This window comes from Pseudobythopirellula maris (genome assembly GCF_007859945.1).
In the GTDB taxonomy this organism is placed as follows: Bacteria; Planctomycetota; Planctomycetia; order Pirellulales; family Lacipirellulaceae; genus Pseudobythopirellula; species Pseudobythopirellula maris.
Genome location: NZ_SJPQ01000002.1, coordinates 1,178,305 through 1,203,337, shown reverse-complemented (window position 1 = coordinate 1,203,337; position 25,033 = coordinate 1,178,305). Strand labels below are relative to the sequence as shown.

Here is a 25,033-nt window from a genome sequence, read left to right as displayed (position 1 = left end):
TCAAGGCCGGCGGACCAGCAGCACGCCACCGGCCAAGCCGAGCAGAAGCGACACAGCAGCTGGCTCGGGCACGCCAACAAACGCCAGGTAGCTGGGGCGGACGATCGAAGGCCCCACGTACTCGAAGTCGCCAGCCGCGAGGTCGATCGTCACGAGTTGGTAGCTGAGGTCGGTGTAGGCGATCCCGTAGACGACGCCGTCTTCAGGACGGGCGGCAAAGTCTTCGACCCGTCGCAAGCCGAGCGTCGCCACGCTCGAGGCGATCGACGTCGACTTGTCGATCGCAACGAGCTGGTTCCCGCTCGTGAATCCGTACAGCTCGCCTCCGGCGCTGAAGCCGATCGACTTGGTCACATCGCTGCTCAGCGCGCCGACGGTTTCTTGCATGCCCGTGCCGAGATCGAATCGGTAGAGAGTCGTCTCCGAAGCCGCGTAGAGCAGCCCGCTCGACGGATCGATCGCGATGGACCTGATAGGATCGGCGTCGTCCGCGTCGATCGTCCTCAGCAGCTTGTCTCGATTGGGGTCGTACTCTTCGAGTCGATTCTCGACGTAATCGATCCCCCAAAAGGTTGCCGGCGAGCGGACCGGGTCGGAGGCGGCGTCGAGCCAATTGGTGTTGAAGCCGCCAACGGCGCCCAGCGTGGCGCCGGAGTGGGGATCAACCCTGATTGGTCCTCGACCTCCCCACAACTGCGATGCGTGGCTCGAAGAGCCGAGCAATAGAAAAACGCAGAGAGCGATCCCAACAAACAGGCTGCGGAGCATTAGACAGTTCCTTTTCTAAGCGGCTTGCCCCTGCGTCGGGATCGTATCACGCATCGCACGCGTAAGCAAACAAGTGAAAAGGTTGGATATGCCGAAACGCAAGCGCTCACGCCACATCACCCCCATGTTTGTTCGGCGCATCAGCGCCCCCAGCGAGCGGCGAAGCAAACGGATGGGAAGCGTCACGGATTGAACCGTGACCGGAATCTATGCCCGGCGCGCCCGTCGCTCGAACGAAAGCGCCGCCGGGCGCCGATCGCGGCGCCCGCGAAAGCGACCGAGCATCCCCACGGCGGCGACGGCCGCGATCGCCACGGCGCCCGGCTCCGGCACGCCGGTGAAGGCGATTCCACTGTTGCGCCCGACCGATTGTCCAACCCAGGTCGCCTCGGCCGTGGCCGGGTCGATCGTGAACAGCGAGTACGACTGGCTGTTCGTCCCGAGGCCGTACAGCACGCCGTCTTCAGGGCGCGCGGCGAGGTCCGTCAATGTGCCGCCTGTGAGCTCGGCGACAAGAGTCGTCGCGCCGCTCGTGGTGTCGACGGTCATCAGCCTCTGCAGAGAGTCGATGCCGTACAGCACGCCGTCGAGCCCGAAGCCCAGACCGATCGAGACGTCGGCCTGGGTGGCGCCGATCGCTTGCGCGACGCCGGTCGTGGGCTGGATCTCGTACAGGTTCAGCGACGAGGCGCCGTAGAAGCGGCCGGTCAGCGGATCGATGGCCAGGCTCAGGATGGTCTCGTCCGCGTCGATTGCGACAACGCTCAGCTGTTTCGCCCGGTTAGGATCGAACTCCACGAGCACGTTGCCCGCAAGAAACCCAGTGTGGACCGACCAGATCACGCCGGGGGTCCGCGCCGGGTCCGAGGCGAGGTCTCGCACCGCTTGGACGTAAACATCGCCGGGCACGGTGACGATCCGCAGCACGTCGCCGGTGGCGTGGTCGACCTGCTTAGCCGAGTGGCTCGTGCCGCGCGAGCCAAAATCGGTCCCCCAGATCTGAGAGGCGAGCGTCTCACCCCCACACGCCACCAGGAACCACACCGCTGCAAACAACACGCGGAACATGAGACCTACCTCGGTTTGTGTAGCGGCTAAGCGTGACGGACAAGTGACCGTCGGGGGAGCATTCAGCAGCGTAATCCTTGTGCCTAAGCGGTGCAACATTTCGAAGAGAGCGCGGGCCGTGGCTTCACGCCACGCCGTGGAACTTCGCAATAATCTCCCAAGCCTCCTGCGGCGTCTCGGCGTAGTCGATCAGCTCCATGTGCTCGTCGGCGATCACCCCCTCGTCGGCCAGCGTGCGGAAGTTGATCACGCCCTCCCAGTACTTGCGGCCGTACAGGATGATCGGGATCGCTTGCATGCGGCCGGTCTGGCGAAGGCAGAGCGTGTTGAACAGCTCGTCCAAGGTGCCGAAGCCGCCGGGGAAGACCACCAACGCCGCCGCGCGCAGGATGAAGTGGAACTTCCGCATCGCGAAGTAATGGAACTGGAAGCAGAGCTCGGGCGTGATGTAGGGGTTCGGCTCCTGCTCGTGCGGCAGCTCGATGTTCAGACCGATCGACTTGGCGCCGATCTCGAACGCGCCGCGGTTGGCGGCCTCCATCACGCCGGGGCCGCCGCCGGTGGTGATGACGAACTCGCACTTGCCGTCGATCTGGCAACGCGAAGAAACCAATTTGGCGAACTCGCGCGTCTGCTCGTAGTAGTCGCTGTTCTCGAGCTTCTGCTGGGCGCGAAACAAGGCGCGGGCTAAATGCTTGTCGTCGGGCGACGCCTTGTGGGCCGCCTGCGCCTGGGCGAGGTTCGCCTCGGCCTCGTCGTGGGGCACGATCTGCGTGCCGCCGAACACCACCACCGTGGATCCGATGTTGTGGCGCCGCAGCAGCAGCTCGGTCTTCTGCAGCTCGAGCTGCATGCGCACGGGCCGCATCTCGGCCTCCTTGAGCCACGCCGTGTCGCGCTCGGCCAGCAGGTAGCTCGGCGAGCTGAGGATCGCCTGCCGGTTGGCCTCGACCTCGGGCGGCAGCGCCGGGTGGTGGGCGTCGAGCGAGAAGCCCTCGGCCACGTCGAGCGGCTCGGGGTCCTTCTTGGCGGGATCGGAGACGGCTTTGTCGGGCTTGTTGGCCATGGGTGAATCTGGCGCCTGGAAGAGTGATTGGTGGTTCGTGGGGGGCTGAGCCGCGACCGTCAGGGAGCGACCGGTTGGCCCAGCCAGCCGATTGGTCGTTTCCTGACGGTCGCGGCTCGGGCGCCATAGCTCGTTCGTATGGGCTCGGAACGTCCACTTTAAGGCGCCCCCGCTGAGAAGACGACCGGCGTTTGGGGAGCGTTTGGTCCCGGGCCGCACGGGAATGACCAATGACCAAGCCCCAATGACCAATGATCGTTGATTCCTGCCCTGATTGGTCATTGGGGCTTGGTCATTGGTCATTCAGAGTATTGGGCCCCATGCGATTCGGACCACTCCCCCGACCGGCGCTGATCTCGCGCGTGCTAGCCTTTAGAATACCGGCCCGGCCGACAGGCCAACCCCGTTCCCTATGATTCCGACGGAAACGACCCTAATGGACGAACGCCCCGAGCTTGAGGGCTCGCCCTTCGACCCCAAGAAGTACGGCTCGACCGCCAAGCGGCTCGACGAGCAGCTGATCGAGGAGTCGCAAGACCGCTGGACGCCGTTGCTCCGAGAGATCCTCACCGACCCCGAGCTGCAAGTCATGCAGAAGTGGGCCAACTCGGTCGCCGTGCGGCGGATGCGGCACAACGACCACGGGCCGGTCCACATGCGCATCGTCGCGCTCAACAGCCTGCGGATCTTGCACCGGCTCTTGGACGGCGGCGTGCAGCCGTCGGTCGTGGTCGAAGAGGCGGGCACGGTCTTGCACGCCGAGATCGCGCTCGTGCTCGCCGGGCTGCTGCACGACGTGGGGATGGGCGTCGCGCGGCAGAGCCACGAGTGGCACTCCGCCGCGATGGCCGACCGGTTCCTCGACCGCTACCTGCCCAAGCTCTTCCCCGACGACATCGCCAGCCAGTGGATGGTCCGCTCGCTGGTGCGCGAGGCGATCGTCGGCCACATGGGGCACGAGCGGATCCACTCGGTCGAGGCTGGCGTCCTGCTCGTGGCCGACGGCACGGACATGACCTCGGGGCGCTCGCGGCTGGTGGGCCAGTTCCACACCGAGCCGGCCGTGGGCGACATGCACAAGCTGTCGGCCGACGCGATCGACAAGGTGCGCATCGAACGCGGCGCCACCAAGCCGGTGCTGATCACCGCCTGCATGCACGACTACTCGGGCATCTTCCAGGTCGAGAACGTGCTGATGCAGAAGGTCGAGGCGTCGCCGGTGAAGCGGCACCTGGAGATCTGCGTCGAGGCGCCCGGCGAGCCGGTGCGGTATTACTTGAAGTAGCGCGTATCCCCCTCCCCCAAGGGGGGAGGCCACTTTAGCTAGCACTGGGGGGAGGGGGTCGGGCCTGAATCGGCTACGTCTCTCACCAGTGCTTGAAAAGCACCTTCACTTTTTCCGTGCACACACTTCACACTTAGTCAACCGTTCGGCTTCCTGTTTTCCATGCACTCGCGAATGAGCTTTGTGAAATCATCAGCGCTGCCTGTAAGGAAACTCTGCAAGTAAGCACTAATGTCTTTGGCAAGCGATTGAAATCCACTCATCGGGTCGGAGCGATCAAACCAGACATACGCGCTCTGTCGGTCTACGCCCAGATATTCCATCAAGGCTTCGTGTGACGTCGATTCGCCCTGGCAATGGTAGACGGCACAGCCAATTGCCCACCGGTAAGAAAAAGTGAGCCTACGATCTGGTCGAGTAAAGGCGGCTTGTGTGAAGTAGCCGCCGGAAGAGTTGCCGCAATCGAGCACCTCGTAAGTGAACCCATGAGGCTCCAGCACTAGATCGATAAACCCTCGCCCCTGATCAATGATTTTCTGGTGAGCTTCTTTGTTCATGATGCGGGATCGATAGCTTGCATAGGGACTTTTCGCGTTCAAACGGGTTATGAACGATACGGCACAGGTGAGAGACGTAGCCGATTCAGACCCGACCCCCTCCCCCCAGTGCTAGCTAAAGCGGCCTCCCCCCTTGGGGGAGGGGGATACGCGCGCGGCCTTCGGCCGCTTGAGTCGAGCTCGCAGCGCTTGCCCATTTCGGGGCAGCGCACAGGTCCAGAAGATCTCGGTCCGGGACAAGCTCGCGCGGCGTCAACTCTTGTGAGTGTGCGTGCTCCAATCGTGGATCGCCGACCGGACGATCATAACGGCAAACCAAGCTAAGCTTGCCATAAGCAAGGCATCGATCCCATTGACCGCGCCGAAACCATCGACCCAGATCTTGCCGAATGTCTCTCTTGAGCCAATCCATACCGCGACGCCCATGAGCAAGACATAGCATGTGATCTTCACCCGTAGCATGCGTATCTCGCGTCACAGAATGGGGATCAACTTGGGATACGGGTCTATTCTACTCCAGCTCGCAGCGCTCGCCCAGCTCGGGGCAGCGCACGTCCCAGCCGCGCTCCGTGCGGAGCGTCTCGGCCAGGGCGTCCATCGAGTCGGGCTCGCCGTTCAGGTTTCCCAGGAAGGGCTTCTTGGAGAATCGCAACGAGGCTCTTGACGCCGACCCCTTTGCACATATGTGGATGGACCGAATCAGCGTTGAAGTTTCAGGCCGACGTATGTAGCTGAGAGCGGTTCGACGCCGAGGACGACGCCTCATTTGTCAGTTGGGCGGAGTCGCAGTTTACGCCGATAACTGCCATAAATGCGATGAGAGATCTTCGGATTGCCTAGAGCGGTTTGCTCATTGGTGTAGACGCTCGGCTCGCGATCGGCGTCATTGCTTCGTCAGCCTGCATCGACAATGCACCGCATTGCCTGCTTCGGCTTCCTCGCCACGACCCCAATCGCTTCCCCGCTCGTCCACACCAATTCGAAAACCGCTCTATAGCAATCGCTGTGACCCAAAGGCAAATGCCCATGAAGACAACCATGACGGCAACAGCTTCAAGAATCATTCGACTACCGAATAAGTAGTTACGAAATACAACGCCGATAGATGCGATGGTCATCACCAGAAGCAGCACTCGCGTAGAGAATCTCAACCGCCAACCGTACCGGTCTGCTAGTCGCCCGGCACCAATAAATGTGCTCAGCACGGCCAGAACGAGAAAGACAATGTTTGCGACCATGGCCGCAGTGCTGTGAACGAAGGCCGGTGAGTTGTCGAGCGGCCAACGTGAGTAAGACCCTGCATCTCCAGTGAAACTAGCCACTGGCACGCCCATGCCTGCGTTGACAGAATAGATGCTTGAACGGACAGTACAGCCAACAGGCCACCCATGAACCCAGTTGATGCTCGGAGGCTCCGCCGTGACCTCGCCTTGCCCCCAGGGGGAGTAAAGGTGGATTTGGTAGCCGTCGAGGTTTAGAAACACGCAAGAGCCGAAGACTGAAAATGCAGCTAGACTTGCTAGGTATTTGGAGCTTAGCGTCATCCGATAGATTCCGTTGCAGACGGGACCAAGTGAGCGAGCAATTTCCGCGTGTAGGCACGCATCGTAGTCGATGCATCTGCCTGAGTCACATCCAGAAGTTGCGGTCGCGTGGCACGTCCTGAAAGGGCGTGGCGAATCACGCTCTGACGCCCCACGCCCTTTCAAGCCGTGCCGCCAACTGCTCTCAGTCCAGTTCGCAGCGCTCGCCGATCTCAGGACACGCCACGTCCCAGCCGCGATCCGAATTGAGCGTCGCGGCGAACGCGTCCATCGAGTCCGGCTCGCCGTGGGTGAGGAACGTCCGCTTGGGCGCTGTCTTGATCGCCCCGCTCCATTGCAAGAGGCCCGAGCGGTCGGCGTGGCCCGACAGGCCGGGCACTTTCTCGATCGCCGCGCGGTTGGTGATGTCTTGACCGTGGATCCGCACGGTTTTCGAGCCGTCTTCGATCGACCGGCCGCGGGTCCCCTCGGCCATGTAGCCGCCCAACACGATCGTGGTCGCCGGGTCGGGCAGGCGGTGCTTGAGGTGGTGCAGGATGCGGCCGGCGGTCATCATGCCGCTCGAGCTGATGATCACGGCCGGGCCCTTTACGTGGTTGAGCGCCTTCGACTCGTCCGCGCTGCGGCAGAGGTGCACGGCCGGGCCGCCCAGCACGGGCCGGTCGCCGCACAGCTCGCCCTCGCTGAGGTCGTGGTCTTCGAGGTGCGCGGCGTAGATGTCGTTGGCGTGGCACGCCATCGGGCTGTCGAGGTAGATCGGGAAGTCGGGCAGCGACGGGTCGCACTTGAGCAGCTGCAGCAAGTAAATGAACTGCTGCGAGCGGCCCACGGCGAACGACGCCATCAGCACCGCCCCGCCGCGGGCGAGCGAGCGCTTCATCACCTCGCGGAGCGACTCCAGCAGGTCGCCCTCCGGGTGCTCGCGGTTGCCGTAGGTGCTCTCGCACACCAGGTAGTCGCACTCGACGGCGGGCTGGGGGTCGTGGTAGAGCGGGCCGTCGTAGCGGCCGACGTCGCCCGAGAACAGCAAACGAGTCGTTTTGGCCTCTCGGATCTCGACCTCGATCGAGCTGCTCCCCAGCAGGTGGCCGGCGTCTTGGTAGCGGAACCAGATCGGCCCGGCGGCGTTGTGCCACTTGCCGCGCGAGCGCTCCTCGATGAGCTTGACCGTCTCCAGGACGTCGCGGCCCTCGTACAGCGGCAACGCCGGCTTGTGCTTCGAGTAGCCTTTCTTGTTGGCGTACTTGGCGTCGTACTCCTGGATCTTCGCCGAGTCGAGCATGATCAGCTCTGCCAGTTGGGCCGTGGCGCCGGTGCAGTAGACCGGCCCGTGGTAGCCCTCCTTCACCACACGCGGCAGGTAGCCGACGTGGTCGAGGTGGGCGTGCGTGAGCAGCACGGCGTCGACCTCCGAGGCCTCGAACGGCGTGCCGGCCCAGTTCATCTGCCTCAGCCGCTTGAGGCCTTGGAACATGCCGCAGTCGATGAGCACCCGCGAGCCGCCCGCTTCGAGCAAGTACTTGGAGCCGGTGACGGTGCGCGCGGCGCCGTAGAACGTGATGGAAGCCATAGACGAAGAGTGCGGGGTCGGGGGAAGAGGGTCAGGAGCAATCGGTGGTGTGGAGAGATTTCAGATTGCAAAGTGCAAATCTGAAATTGAAAATTTGCACTTTGCAATTTTCAATGAGTCACCACCCTGCCGAGCAGCACGCAAGGCGTCCGGGAGCGAAAAGCACGCTCACTTCACCCCGCTGGCGTCGGGGTCTTGGATCACGAGCCGGCCGCCGCGGAACGCCTCGGCCATGGCGCGTGGCACGTCGGCCTCGGCCAGCAGCACGTCGCCGCGCTTGAGCGCCACCTCGGCCTTCATCTCTTGCTCGTGGGCGATCGCGTTGGCGCGGCGTTTCTCGGCCAGGGCCTGGGCCTTGCGGGTGTCGGCCTCGGCTTGGTCGACCTGCAAGCGGGCGCCGATGTTCTCGCCGATGTCGATGTCGGCGATGTCGATCGACACGATCTCGAACGCCGTTTGCGCGTCCAAGCCGCGGTCGAGCACCGCCTTGGAGATGCGGTCGGGGTTCTCGACGACCTCGAACTCGTCCTTGGCCGAGCCGATGGCGGTGATGATCCCCTCGCCCACCCGCGCGATGATCGTCTCCTCCGTGGCGCCGCCGATCAGCTGCTTGAGATTCGTGCGCACGGTGACGCGGGCGCGGACCTTCACTTCGACGCCGTTCTTGGCCACGGCGCTGAGCGTCGTGCGGGGCGACTTCTCCGGGTCGGGGCAGTCGATCACCTTGGGGTAGACGCTCGTCTTCACGGCGTCCAAGACGTCGCGGCCGGCCAAGTCGATCGCCGCCGCGCGGTCGAAGTCCAAGTCGATGTCGGCCCGGTGGGCGGCGATGATGGCGCTGATCACGCGCGGCACGTTGCCGCCCGCCAGGTAGTGCGCCTCGAGCTTCTTGGTGCTGATCCCCTTCGAGTCGGCGCTCACACCGGCCTGCATCGCCTGGATGCGGGCGTCGACGATCGTCCGTGGGCTCACCTGCCGCAGGCTCATGAAGACCAGCGTCAGCGGGCTGACCGGGGCGTTGGAGGTCATCGCCTGGAGCCACAGCTTGCCGTAGCTGAAGACGAAGATCGCCCCCGCCACGACGAGCGCCATCAGCATCAGGATGATGAAGATCATCAAGATCGAACGCCCTTGGGGGACGTTCTGGGCCAGCGGCGGCAGGAGGGGCGCGCTCAGCAATGTCATCGTGCTAAGCAAGGCGGGTGTGGGCATGGGGTTGCGCTCGGGGGAGAAGGGCGCCGCGATCGTCGTGAGGACCGTCGGCGGGGCCGTGGCTCGGGTCTGTGCGATTCTACCCTGTTCGCGTGGCCCCGAGAAGTTGTTGAGACGCGGGCCGCCGCGACGGTAGAATGCCCGGCGTCCGGTGTTCCCCCCGCCTGCCACAGCCAACCACCGCTCCCAGGAACCACGCCATGCCCCGCCCAAACGCCGCGATGATCGCCCTGCTTCTGGCCCTCGCCGCCTCGACGCCTTCTCGGGCCGTGGCCCAGACCTACCAGGTCGACCCGGCCCACACGTCGGTCGTGTTCAGCGTGAGCCACATGGGCTTCAGCTTCACTTACGGCATGTTCGATAAGGCCGAGGGGGCGGTCACGCTCTCCGACGACCCGAAGGAGTGCTCGTTCGCGATGACGATCGAGGTCGGCAGCATCGACACCGGCAACGCCGACCGCGACAAGCACCTGCTGAACCCCGACTTCTTCCACGCCGAAAAGAACCCGCAGATCACGTTCAAGAGCGAGTCGGTCACGATCGGCTCGGACGACGAGGGCCGCACGCTGTACGAGGCAACCGGCCCGATGACGATGTGCGGCGTGACCAACAAGGTGACGCTGCCGATCGCGCTGGTCGGCCAGGGCTCCGACCCGTGGGGAGGCGAGCGGGTCGGATTTGTCTGCCAAACGGTGGTCGACCGCACGTCGTTCGGCATGACCGGCGGCGTCGACGCGATCGGCAAAGAGGTGTCGGTGGTGGTGAGCTTCGAAGCGCTCCCCCCCAAGTCGGAATAACCCGCGTCGGGGCTTTCGCCCGCCGGTTCGCGCCTTTCTGGTGCAGGCTTGGCGGCACTGTTGGGCCTCGGCGGCGATATTGCTGGCGTCGTTTGCGGATTTCGGCCATAATATGTAGCGGTATCGGTCCCGCCGCCCCCGCTCGTCCCGGGCGGCGCTCGTCCGGCTGATGCCCGTCCTTTACGGACCATGCTCTCGGAACAGGGGCCTCAACCGGAATGAAAATCATGCGCACCGCTCAAAACACACGCGACGCCCGCGGCCGCCGCGTGGCCGGCTTCACCCTGGTCGAGCTGCTGGTCGTGATCGCGATCATCGGCATGCTGGTCGCCCTGCTGCTGCCCGCCGTGCAGGCCGCCCGCGCCAGTGCGCAGCTGACCCAGTGCACGAACAATGTGCGACAGATCGGTCAGGCGTTGCTCAACTACGAGGGCGCCAAGGATCAGCTGCCCGGGTACGTCCAGCCGCTCAAACGCAGCAACGGCGACTACTTGCAGGTCGACACGACCGGCGGCATGTCCGCCGTGGCGTTGCAGAACTACCCCGGCGATGGCAGCACACCCGATGACAACGACAAGCTCGCCTCACGCGTCAGCTGGCTCGCGATGATCATGCCCCAGCTCGAGCGGCAAGACCTGTACGACAACTTGGTCGACGCCGATACCCTGGGCACGGGCTGGATCCGGCCCGTCGAGGTGCTGATGTGCCCGGCGGACACGGAGCTCACCTCGAACCCCGAACTGGCCGGCTCGACTTACTCGGCCAACACCGGCGGCTGGGACTGGTACACGTCTTCGGGAGGTTACTCCGACGTTTTCGGCCGGCTCAATTACATGGCCTTGAACAACAACGGCGGCGGCGACGTCAAAGATAACGGGTTATTCTTCGACAAGTCGTTTGGCGACATCAAGTCGCGTCTGAACCCGCGCGACGGCGCGTCCACGACCATCATGCTCTCAGAGAACAACCACAAAGAGCTCGAGTCGCCGCAGTCGGGGTTCTATTCGTGGGCGGGCGTCTTCGGCGACCCGACCGACAACAACGCCTCGCAGGGCGGTGAGCAGCAGCTCGGCATCGTGTGGGTGGCCAATCCCACGCCGTACACCAGCGATCCCAACGCCGATTACGACACGCCCGATGTCCAGGTCGCCTTTAGCAACGACGCGGGGGGCGGCGTGTTTTACGACAACCGCCCGCTGTTCGCCCGCCCGGCGAGTAATCACTCGGCCGGCGTGTTCAACGTCGTGTTCGCCGACACCCACGTCAAAGTGCTGACCCCCGACATGGACTACGACGTTTACCAGCGCTTGATGACCCCCAACGGCCGCAAGTGTCTCTACCCCGCCGACCACACCGCGCTGCTGAGCCCTGGCGAGCCGATCCATGTCTTCCGGAACTTGCCGCCGATCAGCGAGAGCGACCTGTAATCGCCCTCGGACATTATCTGATAAGCGGGCCCGGGGGTGGCGACGCCCCCGAGGCCCGCTTTTTTCGTGGGCGAGCCGCTATACTTCCTGCTGCTCTCCCGGCGTGAGATACGCCCCACCCGCTCGCACAAGGAAACCAAGCCACGGCTAAGAAGAACGGCAAAGCGAAGAAGAAGGACGACGATCCCAACGAGAAGACGATCTGCAGCAATCGCAAGGCGCGGCACGAGTACGAAGTGCTCGACCACTTGGAGTGCGGCATCGTGCTCGTGGGGAGCGAGGTCAAGAGCCTGCGCGAGGGGCACGTCTCGCTCGACGAGGCCTACGGCCGCATGGACAAGGGGGAGGTGTGGCTCGTCGGGTGCAATATCGAGGAGTACCGCAACGCCAACGACCTGAACCACGAGCCCAAGCGTCGCCGCAAGCTGCTGCTGCACAAACGCGAGGTCGCCAATTTCGCCGCACGGGCGTACGAGAAGAACCTCACGCTCGTGCCCCTGAAGCTCTACTTCAAAGAGGGCCGGGCGAAGCTGCTGCTGGGCCTGTGCCGCGGCAAGAAGACGTTCGACAAACGCGAGTCGCTCAAGAAGAAGGACATGCAGCGCGACATCGACCGGGCGCTGCGCGGACGCTAGCACGCGCGGCGGCATCCTTTCCCACGACCGCTGTAGGGACCGCCCTCCGTGGCGGTCCAGCCCCGGGCACACGCGCTCGTGCTCGATAACGATCCGCAAGGGCCGGAACGCCGCGGAGGGCGGTCCCTACAGCGGACCCAGCAGGCCCGGCCGAGATTGGGATTCGCCCTCCTCCCTGCTTGCCGTATGCTCCGCTCCGTGAGCGAGCAAGCCGAACAAGACCCGAAGAGCGCCGCCGCCCCGTTGTCGATCGGGCGGCTGACCGCGGCGTTTGCGCACATGCTCGGCGCGCCGTCGGCCTCCGCTCCCGATCCGTCGTCGGGGGCGTCGCCCGGCTCGCCTGCCGGCGCCGACGAGTCGTTCGACGGCGTGAGCCCGCGGAGCATCGTCGAGGGGTTGCTGTTCGTCGGCCGCGACGACGGCGAGCCGCTCAGCGGCGCCCGGCTCGCCTCGACCATGCGTGACGTCTCGCCGGACGAGGTGAGCCAGGCGGTCGACGAGCTCAACGCACGCTACGAGCGCGACGGCTCGCCGCTCACGATCGAGCAGACCGGCGCGGGCTACCGGCTCGGCCTGCGGGCGGAGCACGCCCGCCTGGAGAGCCGCTTCCAAAACCGCGTGAAGTCGGCGCGGCTCTCGCCCGAGAGCCTCGAGGTGCTGGCGCTCGTGGCCTACCGGCAACCGATCACCACGGCCCAGATCGAAGCCGCCCGTGGCGCGCCGAGCGCGTCGCTGCTGGGACGCTTGGTGCGACGCGAACTGGTCGTCGGCCGCCGCGCCGAAGGGGCCCCGGCGGCCGAAACCGAGTATTCGACCACCGACCGATTCTTGCGAGTCTTCCGGATGCAGGGGCTAGGCGATCTGCCGAGAATCGCTGAATTGTCGGACTGAGCCACCCGCCACGGCGTGGTTGGGCGGTCGGCCGAATCGCTATAAACCGTCTCGCTGCAAGTGGTTCCGTGATCGTGCCCCGCTCGGTTGCCTGTCCCCGCGGGGGCGCCGGCGCCGCGGAAAGCCGCGGCGCCGCTTGCTTTGACCGTCGACGCATGCCACAACGTGTTGCGGGAACCGCTGGAAGAAAGCGGCTCCTGTGAGCGATAATTAAGGGGCGAACGCCCCCGTCCAGCGCTTGTGGCTTTGTTTGTACGCTGGGCCAGTAGGGGGCGTCCGATTTCCTCCACCGGCTTCACCGCCGACCCGCCCGCCGAGGCGCCCCCCTCACCCCACGATCATTCGCCCCCGTCGCCCGACGCCCGCTCTCGATCGTAAGCACTCCTTCCCCGCGCGGCGCCCATCGCCAAGCGCGGCGCCCTCAGGATCGGCTTTGATGCAACCCGTCGCACTGTCCCCGAGTCTGCGCTCGGCCGCCCCCGTGGTGCTGCCGTCGGTGCTGGCGTGCGATTTCGCCCGCATGGCCGACGAGGTCGCCACGGTCGAAGCGGCCGGAGCCCCCGCGCTGCACGTCGACATCATGGACGGCCACTTCGTGCCGAACCTGTCGATCGGCGTGCCGGTGGTCGAGGCGCTGCGGCGGGTGACCGACCTGCCGCTCGACGTGCACCTGATGCTCGACAACCCCGCCGACTACGTAAAGCCGTTTCGAGAGGCGGGGGCCGACATCATCACGGTCCACGCCGAGGTGCTCGAAGACCCGCGGCCGCTGCTCGACGAGATCCGCTCGCTCGGCGCTTTGGCGGGCTTGTCGCTCAACCCGCCGATGCCGGTCGAGAAGCTCGAGCCGTGGCTCGGCCACTGCGACCTGATCCTCGTGATGAGCGTGATGCCGGGATTCGGCGGCCAGAAGTTCGACCCGGTCGCCTTGGATAAGCTCGCCTGGCTCCGCGACCACCCCGACTGCGACGCGCTGCGCGAGGTCGACGGCGGCGTGAACGCCGACACGATCGCCGCCGCCGCCGAGGCGGGCGCCGAGCTGCTGGTGGCCGGCACCGCCGTCTTTGGCGCCGAGGACCGCTCGGCGAGGCTTGAACAACTGAACGCGCTCGCACGAAGCGGTTCGCATTCCCACACCGCGCGTTGAGGCCTAGCACGGGCCGCTTCCGCACACCTTTCCGTTTCCCCCCGACGTTTATGCTCACGATCTTGCTGGTCCGCCCCGGCGCGACCGATTACGACATGCAGGGCCGCATCCAGGGGACGCTCGACATCCCGCTGAGCGAGGACGGTCTGCGCCAGGTGCAGGCCTGCCTGGAGGGGGTGCGCGCGCTCAGCCCCGTGGCCGTGTACCACGGCCCCTGCGAGAGCGCGGAGCAGACCGCCCAGCTGCTGTCGGCCGAGATGGGCCTCCGGCCCAAGGCGATGCCGAGCCTGCGCAACCTCGACCACGGCTTGTGGCAAGGGATGCTCGTGAGCGACGTGAAGACCAAGCAGCCGAAGGTCTACCGCCAGTGGCAGGAGCAGCCCGAAACGGTCTGCCCGCCGCAGGGCGAGACGGTGCTCGACGCCAAGGCGCGTGTGGCCGAGGGGCTCCGCAAGCTGATGAAGAAGCACAAGGAGGGGACCGTGGCCGTGGTCGTCGCCGAGCCGATGGCGAGCGTCTTCCGCCACGTGCTCAAGCACGACGGCCTGTCGGGCTTCTGGAAGCTGAGCGAGAAGTGCGGCATGTGGGAGTCGATCGAGGCCCCCGAGACGCTGCTCGCCCCGGCGAGCTGACACGGCGAGCGCTGCTTTGGCGAGCCGTCAGCGTCTGGAGCGGCTGGCGCGCCGTTGCGTACTCCGGGCCGCTCCGGGCGCTAACGCTTGCGGCTCGCCTCACCCCGCGGCGTACATCTCCGCGTAGTCCAGCACCCACTTCTCGAGCAGCTCGCGGAACGCGGCGCCGTCGTACTCTTTGATCTTTTGGTAATGGGTGCGGCTGAAGGACTCTTTGTTGCGCACCGCGCCCTTGGCCGTGGCGTCGACGACGTGGTACTCGTTGTAGGGCGAGACGGTCAGCTGCAGGCGGCTGAACAGGTTGTTGCGTTTGCCGCCGGCCATCGCCAAGTCGTCGCGCACCACCGCGGCCCCCCAGCCGCCCTCCTCGACGATCGTCTCGAAGCGGAAGCCGGGGAAGTTGTCGGCCAGCTGCTTGAGGCACTTCTCGATGTGCTCGGTCAGCTCGAGCCGGCGCGAGGAGTGGAGCCGCCTCAGCTCCTCCTCGCCCATCGCCTCGGCGGCGTCGGCGAAGGCCTGCTCGGCGCGGGCGGCGGCGCCGCGCGAGGCGGCTTTCTTGAGTCGTTCGCTGAAATCCATAAGGGCCGTAAGGGGTCGGGGCGTCGTTTCGCTGCGGAGCGTCGATTCTAGACGCCCCTCCCCCCTGCGGACAATGCGGACCCGGGCGAACGGGCGGCCGCTCCGGCGTCACATCATCAGCGGCGCCCGGCCCAGCGCACGCCGCGCGTCGGCCAGTTGGCCCGTGTGGAAGTAGGCGTGCGCCGCGGCCGCCGAAAGGCACATGCCGACCGTGCCGAACATGCCGCTCGCCTCCTCGGGGGCGTGGCTCGGCCGGTCGAAGTCGGCCGCTTCGAGCTTGTCGATGTGGTCGAGCGTCTCGTCGACCAGCACGTTGTAAGCGCCGATCAGGTCGTCGAGCGGTGGGTAGAATCCCTCCTCGCCGGTCGGCTGCGTCCCGGCGTCGAACATCGTTTTCCACTTCTCCAGGCGGTTCGGTTTGCCGAGGATGAAGCAGTCGAGCAACACGCTTTGGGAGTAGGCGAGGTGGCCGGCCACCCACACGGCGTGGTTGCCCCCGCCCTCACACGGCGTGGCGAGCGGCGCGTCGCGGAGGTCGTCGAGCAGCTGGAGCGTCCATTGGCGCGCCCCGCTGAGCGATTGGCTGGCGAAGGCGGAGATCGAGGCGGCGGTCGTGTCGGCAGTCGCGGTCATGGGTCTCTCCGTATTGAGGTGTTGACTTGTTACTCTATGGTAACGTAACGTATGGGTAACTTAATGACGCGGGGCGGCCCGGTCAATCGCCTCGCCGAGAAAATCGGAGGCGCTCCCATCCGACAGCAGATCGATTGAAAAACTCCGCCACAGTTTCCCCCACAGGAACCTCCCCCGATGCCAACCGCCGCCCACGAAGAGTTGACGTTCGACGTCACGCAGGAAATCGAGATCGCCGCCCCGATCGGCGAGGTCTACAAAGCGCTCGTCGCGCAAATCACCACGGAGAACACCACGCCCGACAACCGCCCGATGCCGCTGGTGCTGGAGGAGTGGCCGGGCGGGCGTTGGTTCCGCGACTTGGGCGCGGGCCAGGGGCACCTGTGGGGCTTTGTCCAGGTGATCAAGCCGCCTACGCTGATCGAAGTCCAAGGGCCGCTGTTCATGTCGTACCCGGTCTCGGGCCACGTGCAGTGGCAGCTGACCCAGGTCGCCGGCGGCACGGAGTTGTTGCTCAGCCACCGCGCCTTCGGGATGATCGACCCGGAGCACCGCGAGGGAGCGGTTCCCGGCTGGCGCCACATCCTGGACAGTGTCAAGAAAGCCGCCGAGGGCGGGAGCTAGCCCGATGCCGACCCGAGACGAAAAACACGACACGGTCTGGAAGGCGCTCTCCGATCCCACGCGCCGCGAGATCCTCGACCTGCTGCGCGACGGGCCGCGTCAAACGACCGAAGTGGTCGAGCGTTTCCCAGGCCTGTCACGGTTCGGCGTGATGAAGCACCTCGACGTGCTCCGCGAGGCGAACCTGGTGTCGACCCGCGCCGAGGGCCGCACGCGGATCAACTCGCTCAACGCGGCGCCGCTGCGCGACGCGATCGAGCGGTGGATCGGCAAGTACGAGGCGTACTGGGCGAACAGCGCCCTGCGGGTGCGCGACGCGGCGGAAGCGAAGGCCGCCTCGCGCAAGGCGCCGAAGAAGGGCCGCAAGAAGGCTTAGAGTGGCGGCGCGGGGCGCGTGGCGAGCAGCCCCGCGCCCGCTGCGCAAGCGAGCAACGCGGCGAACACCCCCAGCCCCAGCGAGAAGCTGCCCGTGCCGTCGTACGAGGCGCTGAGGATCACCGGCCCCAGCGGGCAGGCGGCGATGTTCGTCGTCCAGACCGAGCTGCGGATCTTGCCGAGCGCCGCGCGGCCGAAGTAGCGGGCCCACAGCGTGTTGCCGAACGCCGCCAGCATGCCCTGCCCCACCCCGAGCGCGAGGGCGAACGCCAGCGAGCCGAGCCAGCCGCCGGTCGTGATCAGGGCCAGCACGCCCAAGAGCTGGAACGCCATGCAGCCGCTCACCAGGTAATGGAGCGGCGCCCGGTCGGCGAGCCAGCCCCCTTGCAACTGCATGTAAGCCATCGCCCCGGCGAACACGGCCATCGACCCGGCCGCCGCCTCGGCCGACAGGCCACGCCACTCGAACAGCGGCACGAGGTTGAAGAACAACCCCGTGGCGACCATGCCGTACATCGCCGTGACGGCCAGCGCGATCCAGTAGGCGCGAGTGCGCATCGCTTCGCGCAAGGTGAACGACGGCCCGGCCGGCGGCTTGGCGTGCGCTGTCGAGTCGTCCTCCGAGGGCCCGCCGTCGATCCGCTGGCCGACGTCGCTCGGCTGGTTGCGGTAGAGCCACACGAACAGCGGCAGGATGACGAGCCAGGTCGCCACGCCGATCGCCGCGTAGGTCGCGCGCCAGCCGATCTGGTTGATCGAGTAGAGGTAGAGCGCGGGCATCACGGCGATGCCGCCCGCCATGCCGGCGCCCAAGCAGCCCGAGACAAACCCCAGGCGGCGCTCGAACCACATCGCCAGCGTGTTGCTCGCCGCGAGCGACAGTGCGCCTTGGCCGAACGCCCGCAGCAGGAAGAACCCGGCTGTGAGGCTCACCACGCCGACGGCCTGCGAGGTCGCCACGCACCCCAGGCCGACCAACGCCACCACGCCGAGCGTGACGCGGCGCAGGCCGTAGCGGTCCATCAAGGCGCCGATCGTCGTGAGCGGCGTGGCGGCCAGCAGGCAGGCCACGAGGTAGCAGGTCGAGAGCCCGCTGTGCGAGAGGCCCAGCGACTCGCGGATCGACGGGTTAAAAACCGCCACGCCAAACGTCTGGCCTGGGATTGTGCCGATCTGCAGCAGCGTGGCCAGCGGCAGCATCACCCAGCCGTAGTAGTAGCCGGGGGCGGCGCGTTGGTCGGGCGCAGCAGCCGGCGCACGCTCGGCGGGCGCCGGCGCGTGAGGGGGCGAGAGGCCGGGGGCGGCTTCGGCGGGCGGGTCGGGGGCGAGGCGGGACATCGGGGTCGGGTTAGCTTCGTGGTCGGCAGCGTGCCGGGGCGGGAGGGCCATTCTACCCGAGCGCGGCTGGCGGGGCGCTCCCCGGGCGCCCGCGAACCGAATTCCATCCCTCGCGCAACCAGGCCTAAACACTCTAGGTAGCGACCGATCGAGCGCGTCGCGTTATCATCGACGCATGACCACCACCGTACGCGACATTGTCGATTGGCTCGAACTCCTGGCCCCCGCGGCCCTGGCCGAGGAGTGGGACAACGTGGGGCTGCTCGTGGGCGACCCGGCCGCCGGGGCGGGGCGGGTGATGACCTGCCTGACCGTGACGCCCGAAACGGCCGACGAGGCCATCGCCGGCGACGCCGACCTCGTCGTCGCCCACCACCCGATGATGTTCCGCCCGGTCCAGCGGCTCACCACCGACACGGTGGAGGGCGCCATGCTGTGGCGCCTGGCCGGGGCGGGCGTGGCGGTCCTCAGCGCCCACACGGCGTTCGACTCGGCCGTGGGTGGGATCAACCAGCAACTGGCCGAGGGCATCGGCCTGGAGAAGATCACGCCGTTCGAGCCGGCCATCGGCGCCGACGTGGACGACGCGTCAGACGGCTCGCTGAGCGGCCCCGGCGTGGGGCGCTGCGGCGCGCCCAAGGGGGGCGAGACCGACCTAGCCACCCTGGTTGACGCGACCAAGCGTTTCCTGGGGATCGAATCGGTCGGCGTCGTCGGCCAGGCCGACAAGCCGATCAAGCGGGTCGGCCTGGCGTGCGGCAGCGGCGGCTCGCTGCTGTCGATGGCCGTCGCGGCCGGCTGCGACGCCCTGGTCACCGGCGAGGCGAGCTTCCACTCCTGCCTCGAGGCTCGCGCCCACGGCCTGGCGCTGCTGCTGACCGGCCACTACGCCAGCGAGCGGTTCGCGATGGAGCGCATGGCCGATCGCCTGTCGGTCGAACTGGTCGGTGTCGAGGCGTGGGCCAGCCGGGCGGAGAGCGACCCGATCCGGCGGATGGGGTGATTCTCACGAGCGCTCTGGCCGAATCGCCGCGCCCCCGTAGCGTAAAGAGTTGGCTCGGGCGGGGTAGATAGAACGCACTACTGGTAGCCGTAGCGTCGTTTTCGCCTTTGCGACGCCGAATCACACCGCCACGTACGCTACGCATCTGTGCGATTCGCACTAGCCGTGACGCTTGGCGTCTTCCGTCGGCAGGTGGCGAACGCCGTTTTTCTCACCAACGCGCGATCCAAGAGGCCAGTCGGCTCGTATTTGAACCGATATTCAAATAGTGGGGGATTCGCAAAGCATAGTCCCGCAAGCACTTGCGACGAATTGCGGCGCGCCGATTGCTTGACTCTCCCCGTTGCGGCTACCTAAAATCTTCATCTGCCGGGTCGATTTCCTCCTCCGTGGGAGGGCGCTCGGTCCGCCCCGCCCCGTGCGAAGGAGCCCTCGCATGCCCCAGCCCCCCTACCGCCTGCTCACCGCGCTGCCCGTTTACAACGAGGCGAGCCACGTTGATGGGGTGCTCGACTGCGTCGTCCGCTGTGCCGACGACGTGCTGGTGGTCGACGACGGCTCGTCGGACGGAACGAGCAAGCTGCTCGAGCGGCGTAAAGACGTGCGGGTGGTCACCCACAACCCGAACCGCGGCTACGGCGCCGCCCTGCAGACGGCGTTCTGCTACGCCCGCAAGCATGGCTACGACGTGATCGTCACGATCGACTGCGACGGCCAGCACGAGCCCGCGCTGATCCGCGAGCTGGCCGACCGCTGCTGGAACGAGCAGGTCGACATCGTCTCGGGGAGCCGCTACCTGGAGACAAGCACCTCGACCGGTGTCGCCCCGCCGGCCGACCGGCGGCGGATCAACCAGACGATCACCGCCGAGCTGAACGAGCGCTTCGGCCTGGGGCTGACCGACGCGTTCTGCGGTTTCAAGGCTTACCGCGTGCCGCCGTTGCGGCAGCTACGCCTGGAGGAAGAGGGCTACGCGATGCCGCTCGAGCTGTGGGCCGAGGCGGCGCACCACGGGCTGAGCGTCGTCGAGGCGGCCGTTCCGCGGATCTACCTGGAAGAGAAACGCTCATTCGGCGGCGAGCTCGACCAGGCCGAAACGCGGCTCGCGCATTACCGCGAGGTGATCGACCGGGCTGTCGACCGGACCCAAACGGCCGCGGCCGTAGGAGTGATGGCGCCCGACCCGTGCGGCGCGTGGGTTGAGCAGGGCTGAGATCGCCCACGGACATCAGCGGACAGCAATAGCAGCGGGCCGATACCTTTGAGCGTGACGCAGCCGTACCGCCGCTACCGCGCGCCCCGGGTCGACAACGCGGCGCTCGTCGAGCCCGATTGGTCGGGGCTTCTGGAGGCGATCGATCTCCAGCACACGGCGCCGCCGCGCTCGGACGTCGCGTTCTTTGGCGAGCCGCTCCAGCGGGTCGCGGTCGAGGCTCGCGGCGATCTGATCGAAGCCGCCGAGCGGTTCACCTCGCAGTACGCCGACCTCGCCAAGCGGGCCGACCCCCGCGGGCCGATCGTGCTCTCGGGGCATCAGCCCGAGCTGTTCCACAACGGCGTCTGGTTTAAAAACTGGGCGCTCGCACGGCTCGGACGCGACACCGGCGCCGCGGCGGTGCATCTCTTGATCGACAGCGACCTCTGCCGCGAGCCGTCGGTCCGCGTGCCGGCGGGCCCCTACGAGGCGCCGCGCGGCGAGGCGATCGACTACGACGCGCTCGCGGCGTCGGTCCCCCATGAGGAACGCCCAATCGTCGACCGCGAGCGGTTCGGCTCGTTCGCCCAACGCGTCGCCAGCAGCGTGGCCCCCTGGATCGAGCGCCCCCTCGCGCTCGACGTGTGGCGCGACGCCACCGAGGCGGCCGACGCGGGCCAGCCCTTGGGCGAGGCGTTGTCGCGCGCCCGGCACCGGTTCGAACGCGGCGAGGGGTCGCCGTCGCTCGAGCTGCCGATCAGCCAGATCTGCGACACGCGGCCGTTCCGCCTGTTCCTGCTGGAGCTCATCGGCCGGGCCGAGCGGACGCGCAAGGCGTACAACGCCGCGCTGGACGAGTACCGCCAGGCCCACCGCGTGCGGAGCGCCGCCCAGCCGCTGCCCGATCTTCAGGCCGATGGCGACCGTGTCGAGACGCCGTTCTGGGTGTGGCGCACCGACGACCCCACGCGCCGGCCGCTGTTCGTCACGCATCGAGACGGCGAGCTGCTGCTCGACAACGGGGCGACGGGCGCCGCGGCTTGGTCGGCGGCGATCGACGCGCCCGAAGGAGAGGGCGTCGAGCTCGCCTTGGCGAGGCTCGGCTCGCTCCGAGAGCGGGGCGTGAAGCTGCGCAGCCGGGCGCTGATGACAACGCTTTACGGGCGGCTCGTGCTGTCGGACCTGTTCTTGCACGGCATCGGCGGAGCGAAGTACGACGAGGTGACCGACCACATGGCCGAGCGGCTGTTCGGCTCGCCCCCGCCGCCGCACGCCGTGCTCACGGCCACGCTGCGTCTGCCGCTGGGCCTGGAGGCGACAGACGCCGACGAGCCGCGCAGGCTCACCCAGGAGCGGAGGGAGCTGCGTTACCACCCCGAGCGGGCCCTGGGCCCGGCAGCCAAGGGGCTGCCCGAGCGGGCGGCGGCGCTGCTTGCGAAGAAGCGACGCTGGATCGCTGAGGGCGCCGAGGGCGCCGAACTCGCCGAGCGGCACCGCGACATCGAGGCGGCCAACGCCGCCCTGCGCCCCTTTGTCGAGGGGCGTGCGGAAGAGATCGACCGCGGGCTCCAATCGCTTGCCGAACGTCGGGTGACCGACGCGCTGCTCCGCTCGCGCGAGCACGCGTTCGTGTTGTTCTCGGCCGACGATATCCGCCGCCGGCTGCTGCCGCTCGCCGGTTGGCGCTAAGAGGTTTCGTCGCGTGGCGCCGGACGCACGTCGATCACCTCGACGTCAAGCACCTCGCTGCCTCGCGGCGTCGAGGGGGCGCCGCCGGGCGCCGTGGTGTGGACATGGAATTTGACGTTCCGCTTGAACCACGCCTTCAGGCCGCGCTTGACCAGCGCCCGTAGCGGGGGCGTGAGCAGGGCGAAGCCGAAGGCGTCGGTCAGCACCCCGGGCGTAATGAGCACGGCCCCGGCCACGAGGATCAGGGCGCCGTCGAACAGCTCGTCGGTCGGCATGCCGCCCCCGGCCGCTCGCTCGCGGATCTTCCACAGCGTCACGAGGCCCTGCCAGCGCGCGAGCGCGGCCCCCAAGGCGCCGGTGGCGAGCACCAGCGCGATGGTGAACAGCAGGTTCGTCCGCTCGGTGATCTCCCACAGCAGGGAGAACTCGACGAGCGGGACGACCGTGAACAGCAGCAGCAAGTAGAAAAACATGGCGGGGGCGTTCTGCGGTGCGGCGCCTGACGGGGCGCCCCTAAGGCGCCGCACCGGGCGTGCGGTCGGAGTGGCGTACCCCGTCAGCAGAACGCGCCCCTCGCCCCGAGGGCAATAGGCCCTCGTTTCTTTCAGGTCATGCTCGACGCCATCAGCGAGGAACCAGCGAGCATGCCGCCGCTTGCGTCGCCCTGTTCGCCGGCCGGTGCGATCGGGATGACCCCCAGCGTGCGGGGCTGCTCGCAGTCGATCGGCCTCGCGCGGCGGCCGTGCAGGCGTTCGAGTGTCCGCACCGAAGCGACGTGCGACGCCAGCGGCACGGCCGAGAGCACCTCCATCTTGTTGAACAACCGGCGGCGGCGTTGCTCGATCGTGCGGATGCTCACCCCGTACTCACGGGCGATCTGCTTGTTGAGCATGCCGCTGCAGACCGCCTCCATGACCTGCCGCTCCTCGGTGCTGAGCGAGGCGAGGCGCTCGTAGTGGTCTTGGATCTCGTGGAGGTCTTCGGCCACACGGACCGCCTCGCCGGCGGCGAGAGTCACAGCGGAGGCCAAGCCCTCGGCCTCTTCAGGCTCGCCGACCACCAAGAACGGCGCGATCGGGCGGGCGAGATGCTCCTCGGCGTTCTCGGCGATCAGCAGGATCACCGGCGCCAGTGACGACAGAGCGTCGCCCTGCTCAGGCACACGATCGGCCAAGTGGCACGAGACGATCAGCAGCGGCGTCGAGGCTCCTTGGAGCAGAGCCGCGCACTCGTCCGATGCGCTCGTGGCGCGGGCCGGTATGCCCATCGACTCGGCGCACCGCACGACCTTGTCGCGCAGCGGGCCCTCGTCGATCAATAAAATGGCGTCGGCGCGTAAAGGCGTCGACCGATTCGTGTCGTCGTGCATCGTTGGTCTCCGGACGCGAATATGCGAAAGGAGATCCAACTTGTGGGGTTACGGAACGGGATTGGGTCGAATCGCCATCTCGGTGTAAGTCTTTGCATGAAGCTGTCGGCGGTCGTGTGGGGCACGCACGCTCGAACCACAATCCAATGCTTGCCCTGCCCGCAAGTATGGATCGTTGAAGGCCGCCCTTGCGGCCCACGCTGCCCCTAATGAGGGGGCGGCACAGTGGTTAATCGGTCCTTGCGGTGAGCCGTCGGCGCCCTGTCTTGAGATTTCTGGCCGAAAAAGCATTTCCCGCAAAACATCGATTTAAGAAACAACCAGACGGGCCCCCCGTCTGTCGATTTTGCCGAGACGATGCAACCGGCGCCTGCGGAGCGGCGTATCGTTGTGAGTTGCACGCCTTGAGGTGAAACAAGTTTGACAACCTTTCGGTGTAGCCTACTCTTGGTCCAAAAAGCGACGCTCTCTTCCCGCCTCGGGAAGATCGATGCGTTGTTCACAAGACACCAGCCAGCGCCAATCAGACATGTTGCAAAACCTCTTACGATTAAATGTGTTGCCGCTTGCGGCGCTCTGTGCTGTGCTGGCGGCGTCGTGCGTCGTTGCACAAACGGCGCCGCGATCGCCGAGCGACTTGCAAGACCTCGTGCTCGCGTTGAGCCAGCAGATCGACATGCGCCACGGCGCCGAGTCGTCGCTTGGCCGCGAGCTGCGTGACGAGACCCGCGGCGTGCTCGCCGCGTGGAACGCCTCGCCGCAGTCGGCCTCCGACCACGCGGCGATGGAGGCGTGGCTCCGCGCGTCGGTGCGTGGGCTGATGCCGGGGGGCGGGGAGATGCTGCCCGCCTCGCCAAAGTTCTCACTGCCGGCGCCAACCCTTGTACGCAAAGCGGTAGCCGGCGATTCGCCGGCGCCCGCGGGAGCGATCGCGCCGTCGATGGCGGCCGACTCGCCGACCGGCGGCCGTCGCACGGCCAGCAAGCCGGTGGTCGAACCCACCGCTCCGCCCGCGACGCGGCCCAGCGAGTCCGCCCCCGGTGGCCGCGTTTGGGACGAGTCTCCCGCCGCCGAGCCGCCGCAACGGAGCAAGTGGTCCGACCATCCCGGCGCCGCGCCGATCGAATGGGTCGACCCCTTTACCGACGACCCGCTCGGCTCGGCCGAGCCACTCCGCTACGAAACGCGCAAGCCCGTGCTGGGCGAGACGCGGATCAACGTCAACGAACTGGCTTCGCGCACGCGTGGTTTCAACGCCGCTTTGCGCGCCGTGCAACTCGAGCTGCTCGAGCAGACCGGGTCAGACGCCGGGCGTCTCTCCGAGGCGTTCAACCGGCTCGACTTGCTGGTGGATCAAGCGCGGTTCATCGACATGTACCTCGACAGACTGCCGCCCGGTGGGCGGGGCGCCTTGCCGCGTCGCACGGAGCTGGGGATCGTCGTCGAGCTGCTCAAGCGGCGGGTCGACTCTCGCCTGACGCAGGGGACCGCCCAGCAGACGGAGCGCGAGCGGCTGGAGCGTCTCTCGGCTCGTGTCGTCCGGCTCGAGGGCCAATTGGGCGAAGAGAATCTCGGCCGCCACTGATCGGCGATCGCCATCAGACGCAATGAGGGTTCCGTCAGAGCCCG

At 66.9% G+C, this 25,033-nt stretch carries 24 protein-coding genes and 1 pseudogene; 13 read left to right on the top strand and 12 right to left on the bottom strand.

Features of this window, described 5'->3' with window-relative positions; genetic code table 11:
• The 3 genes from Mal64_RS12535 to Mal64_RS12525 all read right to left on the bottom strand — a co-directional run bounded on the left by Mal64_RS12535 (position 1) and on the right by Mal64_RS12525 (position 2,902).
• Complete coding sequence (locus Mal64_RS12535) at positions 1 to 768, bottom strand: PEP-CTERM sorting domain-containing protein (RefSeq protein WP_146400612.1); 768 nt, start codon at positions 766 to 768, stop codon at positions 1 to 3.
• A gap of 207 nt (positions 769 to 975) precedes the next feature.
• Positions 976 to 1,836, bottom strand: coding sequence for a hypothetical protein (locus Mal64_RS12530; RefSeq protein WP_197525706.1), 861 nt, complete (start codon positions 1,834 to 1,836; stop codon positions 976 to 978).
• A gap of 124 nt (positions 1,837 to 1,960) precedes the next feature.
• On the bottom strand, positions 1,961 to 2,902 hold the full coding sequence (locus Mal64_RS12525; protein WP_146400608.1) for an LOG family protein: 942 nt from the start codon (positions 2,900 to 2,902) through the stop codon (positions 1,961 to 1,963).
• A 436-nt stretch (positions 2,903 to 3,338) separates the two neighbouring features.
• On the opposite strand from Mal64_RS12525, the gene Mal64_RS12520 reads away from it, so the two are divergent.
• The gene (locus Mal64_RS12520) at positions 3,339 to 4,187 is read left to right on the top strand and encodes a phosphohydrolase (protein ID WP_146400606.1); all 849 of its coding nucleotides are present in this window, start codon (positions 3,339 to 3,341) and stop codon (positions 4,185 to 4,187) included.
• Positions 4,188 to 4,324: 137 nt separating this feature from the next.
• On the opposite strand, the gene Mal64_RS12515 is transcribed toward Mal64_RS12520, so the two are convergent.
• The 4 genes from Mal64_RS12515 to floA form a co-directional block, all read right to left on the bottom strand.
• Complete coding sequence (locus Mal64_RS12515) at positions 4,325 to 4,744, bottom strand: hypothetical protein (RefSeq protein WP_146400603.1); 420 nt, start codon at positions 4,742 to 4,744, stop codon at positions 4,325 to 4,327.
• Between the two features lie 511 nt (positions 4,745 to 5,255).
• Positions 5,256 to 5,396: a hypothetical protein gene (locus Mal64_RS19850; protein ID WP_197525705.1), complete on the bottom strand. Its 141-nt coding sequence runs from the start codon at positions 5,394 to 5,396 to the stop codon at positions 5,256 to 5,258.
• Positions 5,397 to 6,472: 1,076 nt separating this feature from the next.
• Positions 6,473 to 7,858: an MBL fold metallo-hydrolase RNA specificity domain-containing protein gene (locus Mal64_RS12510; protein ID WP_146400601.1), complete on the bottom strand. Its 1,386-nt coding sequence runs from the start codon at positions 7,856 to 7,858 to the stop codon at positions 6,473 to 6,475.
• Positions 7,859 to 8,026: 168 nt separating this feature from the next.
• Positions 8,027 to 9,070 carry a flotillin-like protein FloA gene (gene floA / locus Mal64_RS12505; RefSeq protein WP_261342189.1) on the bottom strand — a complete coding sequence of 348 codons (1,044 nt, stop codon included), beginning with the start codon at positions 9,068 to 9,070 and terminating at the stop codon, positions 8,027 to 8,029.
• 200 nt (positions 9,071 to 9,270) lie between these two features.
• On the opposite strand from floA, the gene Mal64_RS12500 reads away from it, so the two are divergent.
• The 6 genes and pseudogenes from Mal64_RS12500 to Mal64_RS12475 all read left to right on the top strand — a co-directional run bounded on the left by Mal64_RS12500 (position 9,271) and on the right by Mal64_RS12475 (position 14,599).
• The gene (locus tag Mal64_RS12500; protein WP_197525704.1) at positions 9,271 to 9,867 is read left to right on the top strand and encodes a YceI family protein; all 597 of its coding nucleotides are present in this window, start codon (positions 9,271 to 9,273) and stop codon (positions 9,865 to 9,867) included.
• A gap of 227 nt (positions 9,868 to 10,094) precedes the next feature.
• Positions 10,095 to 11,294, top strand: coding sequence for a DUF1559 family PulG-like putative transporter (locus Mal64_RS12495; protein WP_197525732.1), 1,200 nt, complete (start codon positions 10,095 to 10,097; stop codon positions 11,292 to 11,294).
• A gap of 179 nt (positions 11,295 to 11,473) precedes the next feature.
• Positions 11,474 to 11,929 (top strand): annotated as a pseudogene (smpB, locus tag Mal64_RS12490) (SsrA-binding protein SmpB); the annotation flags it as partial.
• Between the two features lie 186 nt (positions 11,930 to 12,115).
• Positions 12,116 to 12,820, top strand: a complete 705-nt coding sequence (gene scpB, locus Mal64_RS12485) for an SMC-Scp complex subunit ScpB (RefSeq protein ID WP_146400593.1) — start codon at positions 12,116 to 12,118, stop codon at positions 12,818 to 12,820.
• 436 nt (positions 12,821 to 13,256) lie between these two features.
• Positions 13,257 to 13,967, top strand: a complete 711-nt coding sequence (gene rpe, locus Mal64_RS12480; RefSeq protein WP_146400591.1) for a ribulose-phosphate 3-epimerase — start codon at positions 13,257 to 13,259, stop codon at positions 13,965 to 13,967.
• Positions 13,968 to 14,017: 50 nt separating this feature from the next.
• Positions 14,018 to 14,599 carry a histidine phosphatase family protein gene (locus Mal64_RS12475; RefSeq protein ID WP_146400589.1) on the top strand — a complete coding sequence of 194 codons (582 nt, stop codon included), beginning with the start codon at positions 14,018 to 14,020 and terminating at the stop codon, positions 14,597 to 14,599.
• A 99-nt stretch (positions 14,600 to 14,698) separates the two neighbouring features.
• Here the strand turns inward: Mal64_RS12475 and Mal64_RS12470 are convergent, their stop codons facing one another.
• Positions 14,699 to 15,178 (bottom strand): hypothetical protein, encoded by a 480-nt coding sequence (locus tag Mal64_RS12470; RefSeq protein ID WP_146400587.1) that lies wholly within the window; start codon positions 15,176 to 15,178, stop codon positions 14,699 to 14,701.
• A 108-nt stretch (positions 15,179 to 15,286) separates the two neighbouring features.
• Entirely contained in the window at positions 15,287 to 15,811 is a 525-nt protein-coding gene (locus tag Mal64_RS12465; RefSeq protein WP_146400585.1) for a DinB family protein, read from the bottom strand.
• Between the two features lie 177 nt (positions 15,812 to 15,988).
• On the opposite strand from Mal64_RS12465, the gene Mal64_RS12460 reads away from it, so the two are divergent.
• Both Mal64_RS12460 and Mal64_RS12455 read left to right on the top strand, forming a co-directional pair.
• Complete coding sequence (locus Mal64_RS12460) at positions 15,989 to 16,435, top strand: SRPBCC family protein (protein WP_146400583.1); 447 nt, start codon at positions 15,989 to 15,991, stop codon at positions 16,433 to 16,435.
• 4 nt (positions 16,436 to 16,439) lie between these two features.
• The gene (locus Mal64_RS12455; protein ID WP_146400582.1) at positions 16,440 to 16,811 is read left to right on the top strand and encodes an ArsR/SmtB family transcription factor; all 372 of its coding nucleotides are present in this window, start codon (positions 16,440 to 16,442) and stop codon (positions 16,809 to 16,811) included.
• On the opposite strand, the gene Mal64_RS12450 is transcribed toward Mal64_RS12455, so the two are convergent.
• A complete protein-coding gene (locus Mal64_RS12450; protein ID WP_197525703.1) occupies positions 16,808 to 18,148 on the bottom strand; it encodes an MFS transporter in 1,341 nt (446 codons plus the stop codon). The genes Mal64_RS12455 and Mal64_RS12450 overlap by 4 nt on opposite strands.
• A gap of 175 nt (positions 18,149 to 18,323) precedes the next feature.
• On the opposite strand from Mal64_RS12450, the gene Mal64_RS12445 reads away from it, so the two are divergent.
• The 3 genes from Mal64_RS12445 to Mal64_RS12435 all read left to right on the top strand — a co-directional run bounded on the left by Mal64_RS12445 (position 18,324) and on the right by Mal64_RS12435 (position 22,035).
• Positions 18,324 to 19,151, top strand: a complete 828-nt coding sequence (locus Mal64_RS12445; protein ID WP_146400577.1) for a Nif3-like dinuclear metal center hexameric protein — start codon at positions 18,324 to 18,326, stop codon at positions 19,149 to 19,151.
• 436 nt (positions 19,152 to 19,587) lie between these two features.
• Positions 19,588 to 20,364, top strand: coding sequence for a glycosyltransferase family 2 protein (locus Mal64_RS12440; RefSeq protein WP_146400575.1), 777 nt, complete (start codon positions 19,588 to 19,590; stop codon positions 20,362 to 20,364).
• Positions 20,365 to 20,412: 48 nt separating this feature from the next.
• Entirely contained in the window at positions 20,413 to 22,035 is a 1,623-nt protein-coding gene (locus Mal64_RS12435) for a hypothetical protein (protein ID WP_146400573.1), read from the top strand.
• On the opposite strand, the gene Mal64_RS12430 is transcribed toward Mal64_RS12435, so the two are convergent.
• Positions 22,032 to 22,508 (bottom strand): FxsA family protein, encoded by a 477-nt coding sequence (locus Mal64_RS12430; protein ID WP_146400571.1) that lies wholly within the window; start codon positions 22,506 to 22,508, stop codon positions 22,032 to 22,034. The genes Mal64_RS12435 and Mal64_RS12430 overlap by 4 nt on opposite strands.
• Before the next feature lie 131 nt (positions 22,509 to 22,639).
• Positions 22,640 to 23,404, bottom strand: a complete 765-nt coding sequence (locus Mal64_RS12425; RefSeq protein WP_146400569.1) for a LuxR C-terminal-related transcriptional regulator — start codon at positions 23,402 to 23,404, stop codon at positions 22,640 to 22,642.
• Between the two features lie 490 nt (positions 23,405 to 23,894).
• Between Mal64_RS12425 and Mal64_RS12420 the strand changes: the two genes are divergently transcribed.
• Positions 23,895 to 24,989 (top strand): hypothetical protein, encoded by a 1,095-nt coding sequence (locus tag Mal64_RS12420; protein ID WP_146400567.1) that lies wholly within the window; start codon positions 23,895 to 23,897, stop codon positions 24,987 to 24,989.
• The last annotated feature ends 44 nt before the right edge of the window (positions 24,990 to 25,033 follow it).

Excerpts from the sequence above, each read along its gene's own strand:
- Mal64_RS12535 (WP_146400612.1), bottom strand. The coding sequence starts at position 768 with ATGCTCCGCAGCCTGTTTGTTGGGATCGCTCTCTGCGTTTTTCTATTG.
- Mal64_RS12530 (WP_197525706.1), bottom strand. The coding sequence starts at position 1,836 with ATGTTCCGCGTGTTGTTTGCAGCGGTGTGGTTCCTGGTGGCGTGTGGG.
- Mal64_RS12525 (WP_146400608.1), bottom strand. The coding sequence starts at position 2,902 with ATGGCCAACAAGCCCGACAAAGCCGTCTCCGATCCCGCCAAGAAGGAC.
- Mal64_RS12520 (WP_146400606.1), top strand. The coding sequence starts at position 3,339 with ATGGACGAACGCCCCGAGCTTGAGGGCTCGCCCTTCGACCCCAAGAAG.
- Mal64_RS12515 (WP_146400603.1), bottom strand. The coding sequence starts at position 4,744 with ATGAACAAAGAAGCTCACCAGAAAATCATTGATCAGGGGCGAGGGTTT.
- Mal64_RS12510 (WP_146400601.1), bottom strand. The coding sequence starts at position 7,858 with ATGGCTTCCATCACGTTCTACGGCGCCGCGCGCACCGTCACCGGCTCC.
- floA (WP_261342189.1), bottom strand. The coding sequence starts at position 9,070 with ATGCCCACACCCGCCTTGCTTAGCACGATGACATTGCTGAGCGCGCCC.
- Mal64_RS12500 (WP_197525704.1), top strand. The coding sequence starts at position 9,271 with ATGCCCCGCCCAAACGCCGCGATGATCGCCCTGCTTCTGGCCCTCGCC.
- Mal64_RS12495 (WP_197525732.1), top strand. The coding sequence starts at position 10,095 with ATGCGCACCGCTCAAAACACACGCGACGCCCGCGGCCGCCGCGTGGCC.
- scpB (WP_146400593.1), top strand. The coding sequence starts at position 12,116 with ATGCTCCGCTCCGTGAGCGAGCAAGCCGAACAAGACCCGAAGAGCGCC.
- rpe (WP_146400591.1), top strand. The coding sequence starts at position 13,257 with ATGCAACCCGTCGCACTGTCCCCGAGTCTGCGCTCGGCCGCCCCCGTG.
- Mal64_RS12475 (WP_146400589.1), top strand. The coding sequence starts at position 14,018 with ATGCTCACGATCTTGCTGGTCCGCCCCGGCGCGACCGATTACGACATG.
- Mal64_RS12470 (WP_146400587.1), bottom strand. The coding sequence starts at position 15,178 with ATGGATTTCAGCGAACGACTCAAGAAAGCCGCCTCGCGCGGCGCCGCC.
- Mal64_RS12465 (WP_146400585.1), bottom strand. The coding sequence starts at position 15,811 with ATGACCGCGACTGCCGACACGACCGCCGCCTCGATCTCCGCCTTCGCC.
- Mal64_RS12460 (WP_146400583.1), top strand. The coding sequence starts at position 15,989 with ATGCCAACCGCCGCCCACGAAGAGTTGACGTTCGACGTCACGCAGGAA.
- Mal64_RS12455 (WP_146400582.1), top strand. The coding sequence starts at position 16,440 with ATGCCGACCCGAGACGAAAAACACGACACGGTCTGGAAGGCGCTCTCC.
- Mal64_RS12450 (WP_197525703.1), bottom strand. The coding sequence starts at position 18,148 with ATGTCCCGCCTCGCCCCCGACCCGCCCGCCGAAGCCGCCCCCGGCCTC.
- Mal64_RS12445 (WP_146400577.1), top strand. The coding sequence starts at position 18,324 with ATGACCACCACCGTACGCGACATTGTCGATTGGCTCGAACTCCTGGCC.
- Mal64_RS12440 (WP_146400575.1), top strand. The coding sequence starts at position 19,588 with ATGCCCCAGCCCCCCTACCGCCTGCTCACCGCGCTGCCCGTTTACAAC.
- Mal64_RS12430 (WP_146400571.1), bottom strand. The coding sequence starts at position 22,508 with ATGTTTTTCTACTTGCTGCTGCTGTTCACGGTCGTCCCGCTCGTCGAG.
- Mal64_RS12425 (WP_146400569.1), bottom strand. The coding sequence starts at position 23,404 with ATGCACGACGACACGAATCGGTCGACGCCTTTACGCGCCGACGCCATT.
- Mal64_RS12420 (WP_146400567.1), top strand. The coding sequence starts at position 23,895 with ATGCGTTGTTCACAAGACACCAGCCAGCGCCAATCAGACATGTTGCAA.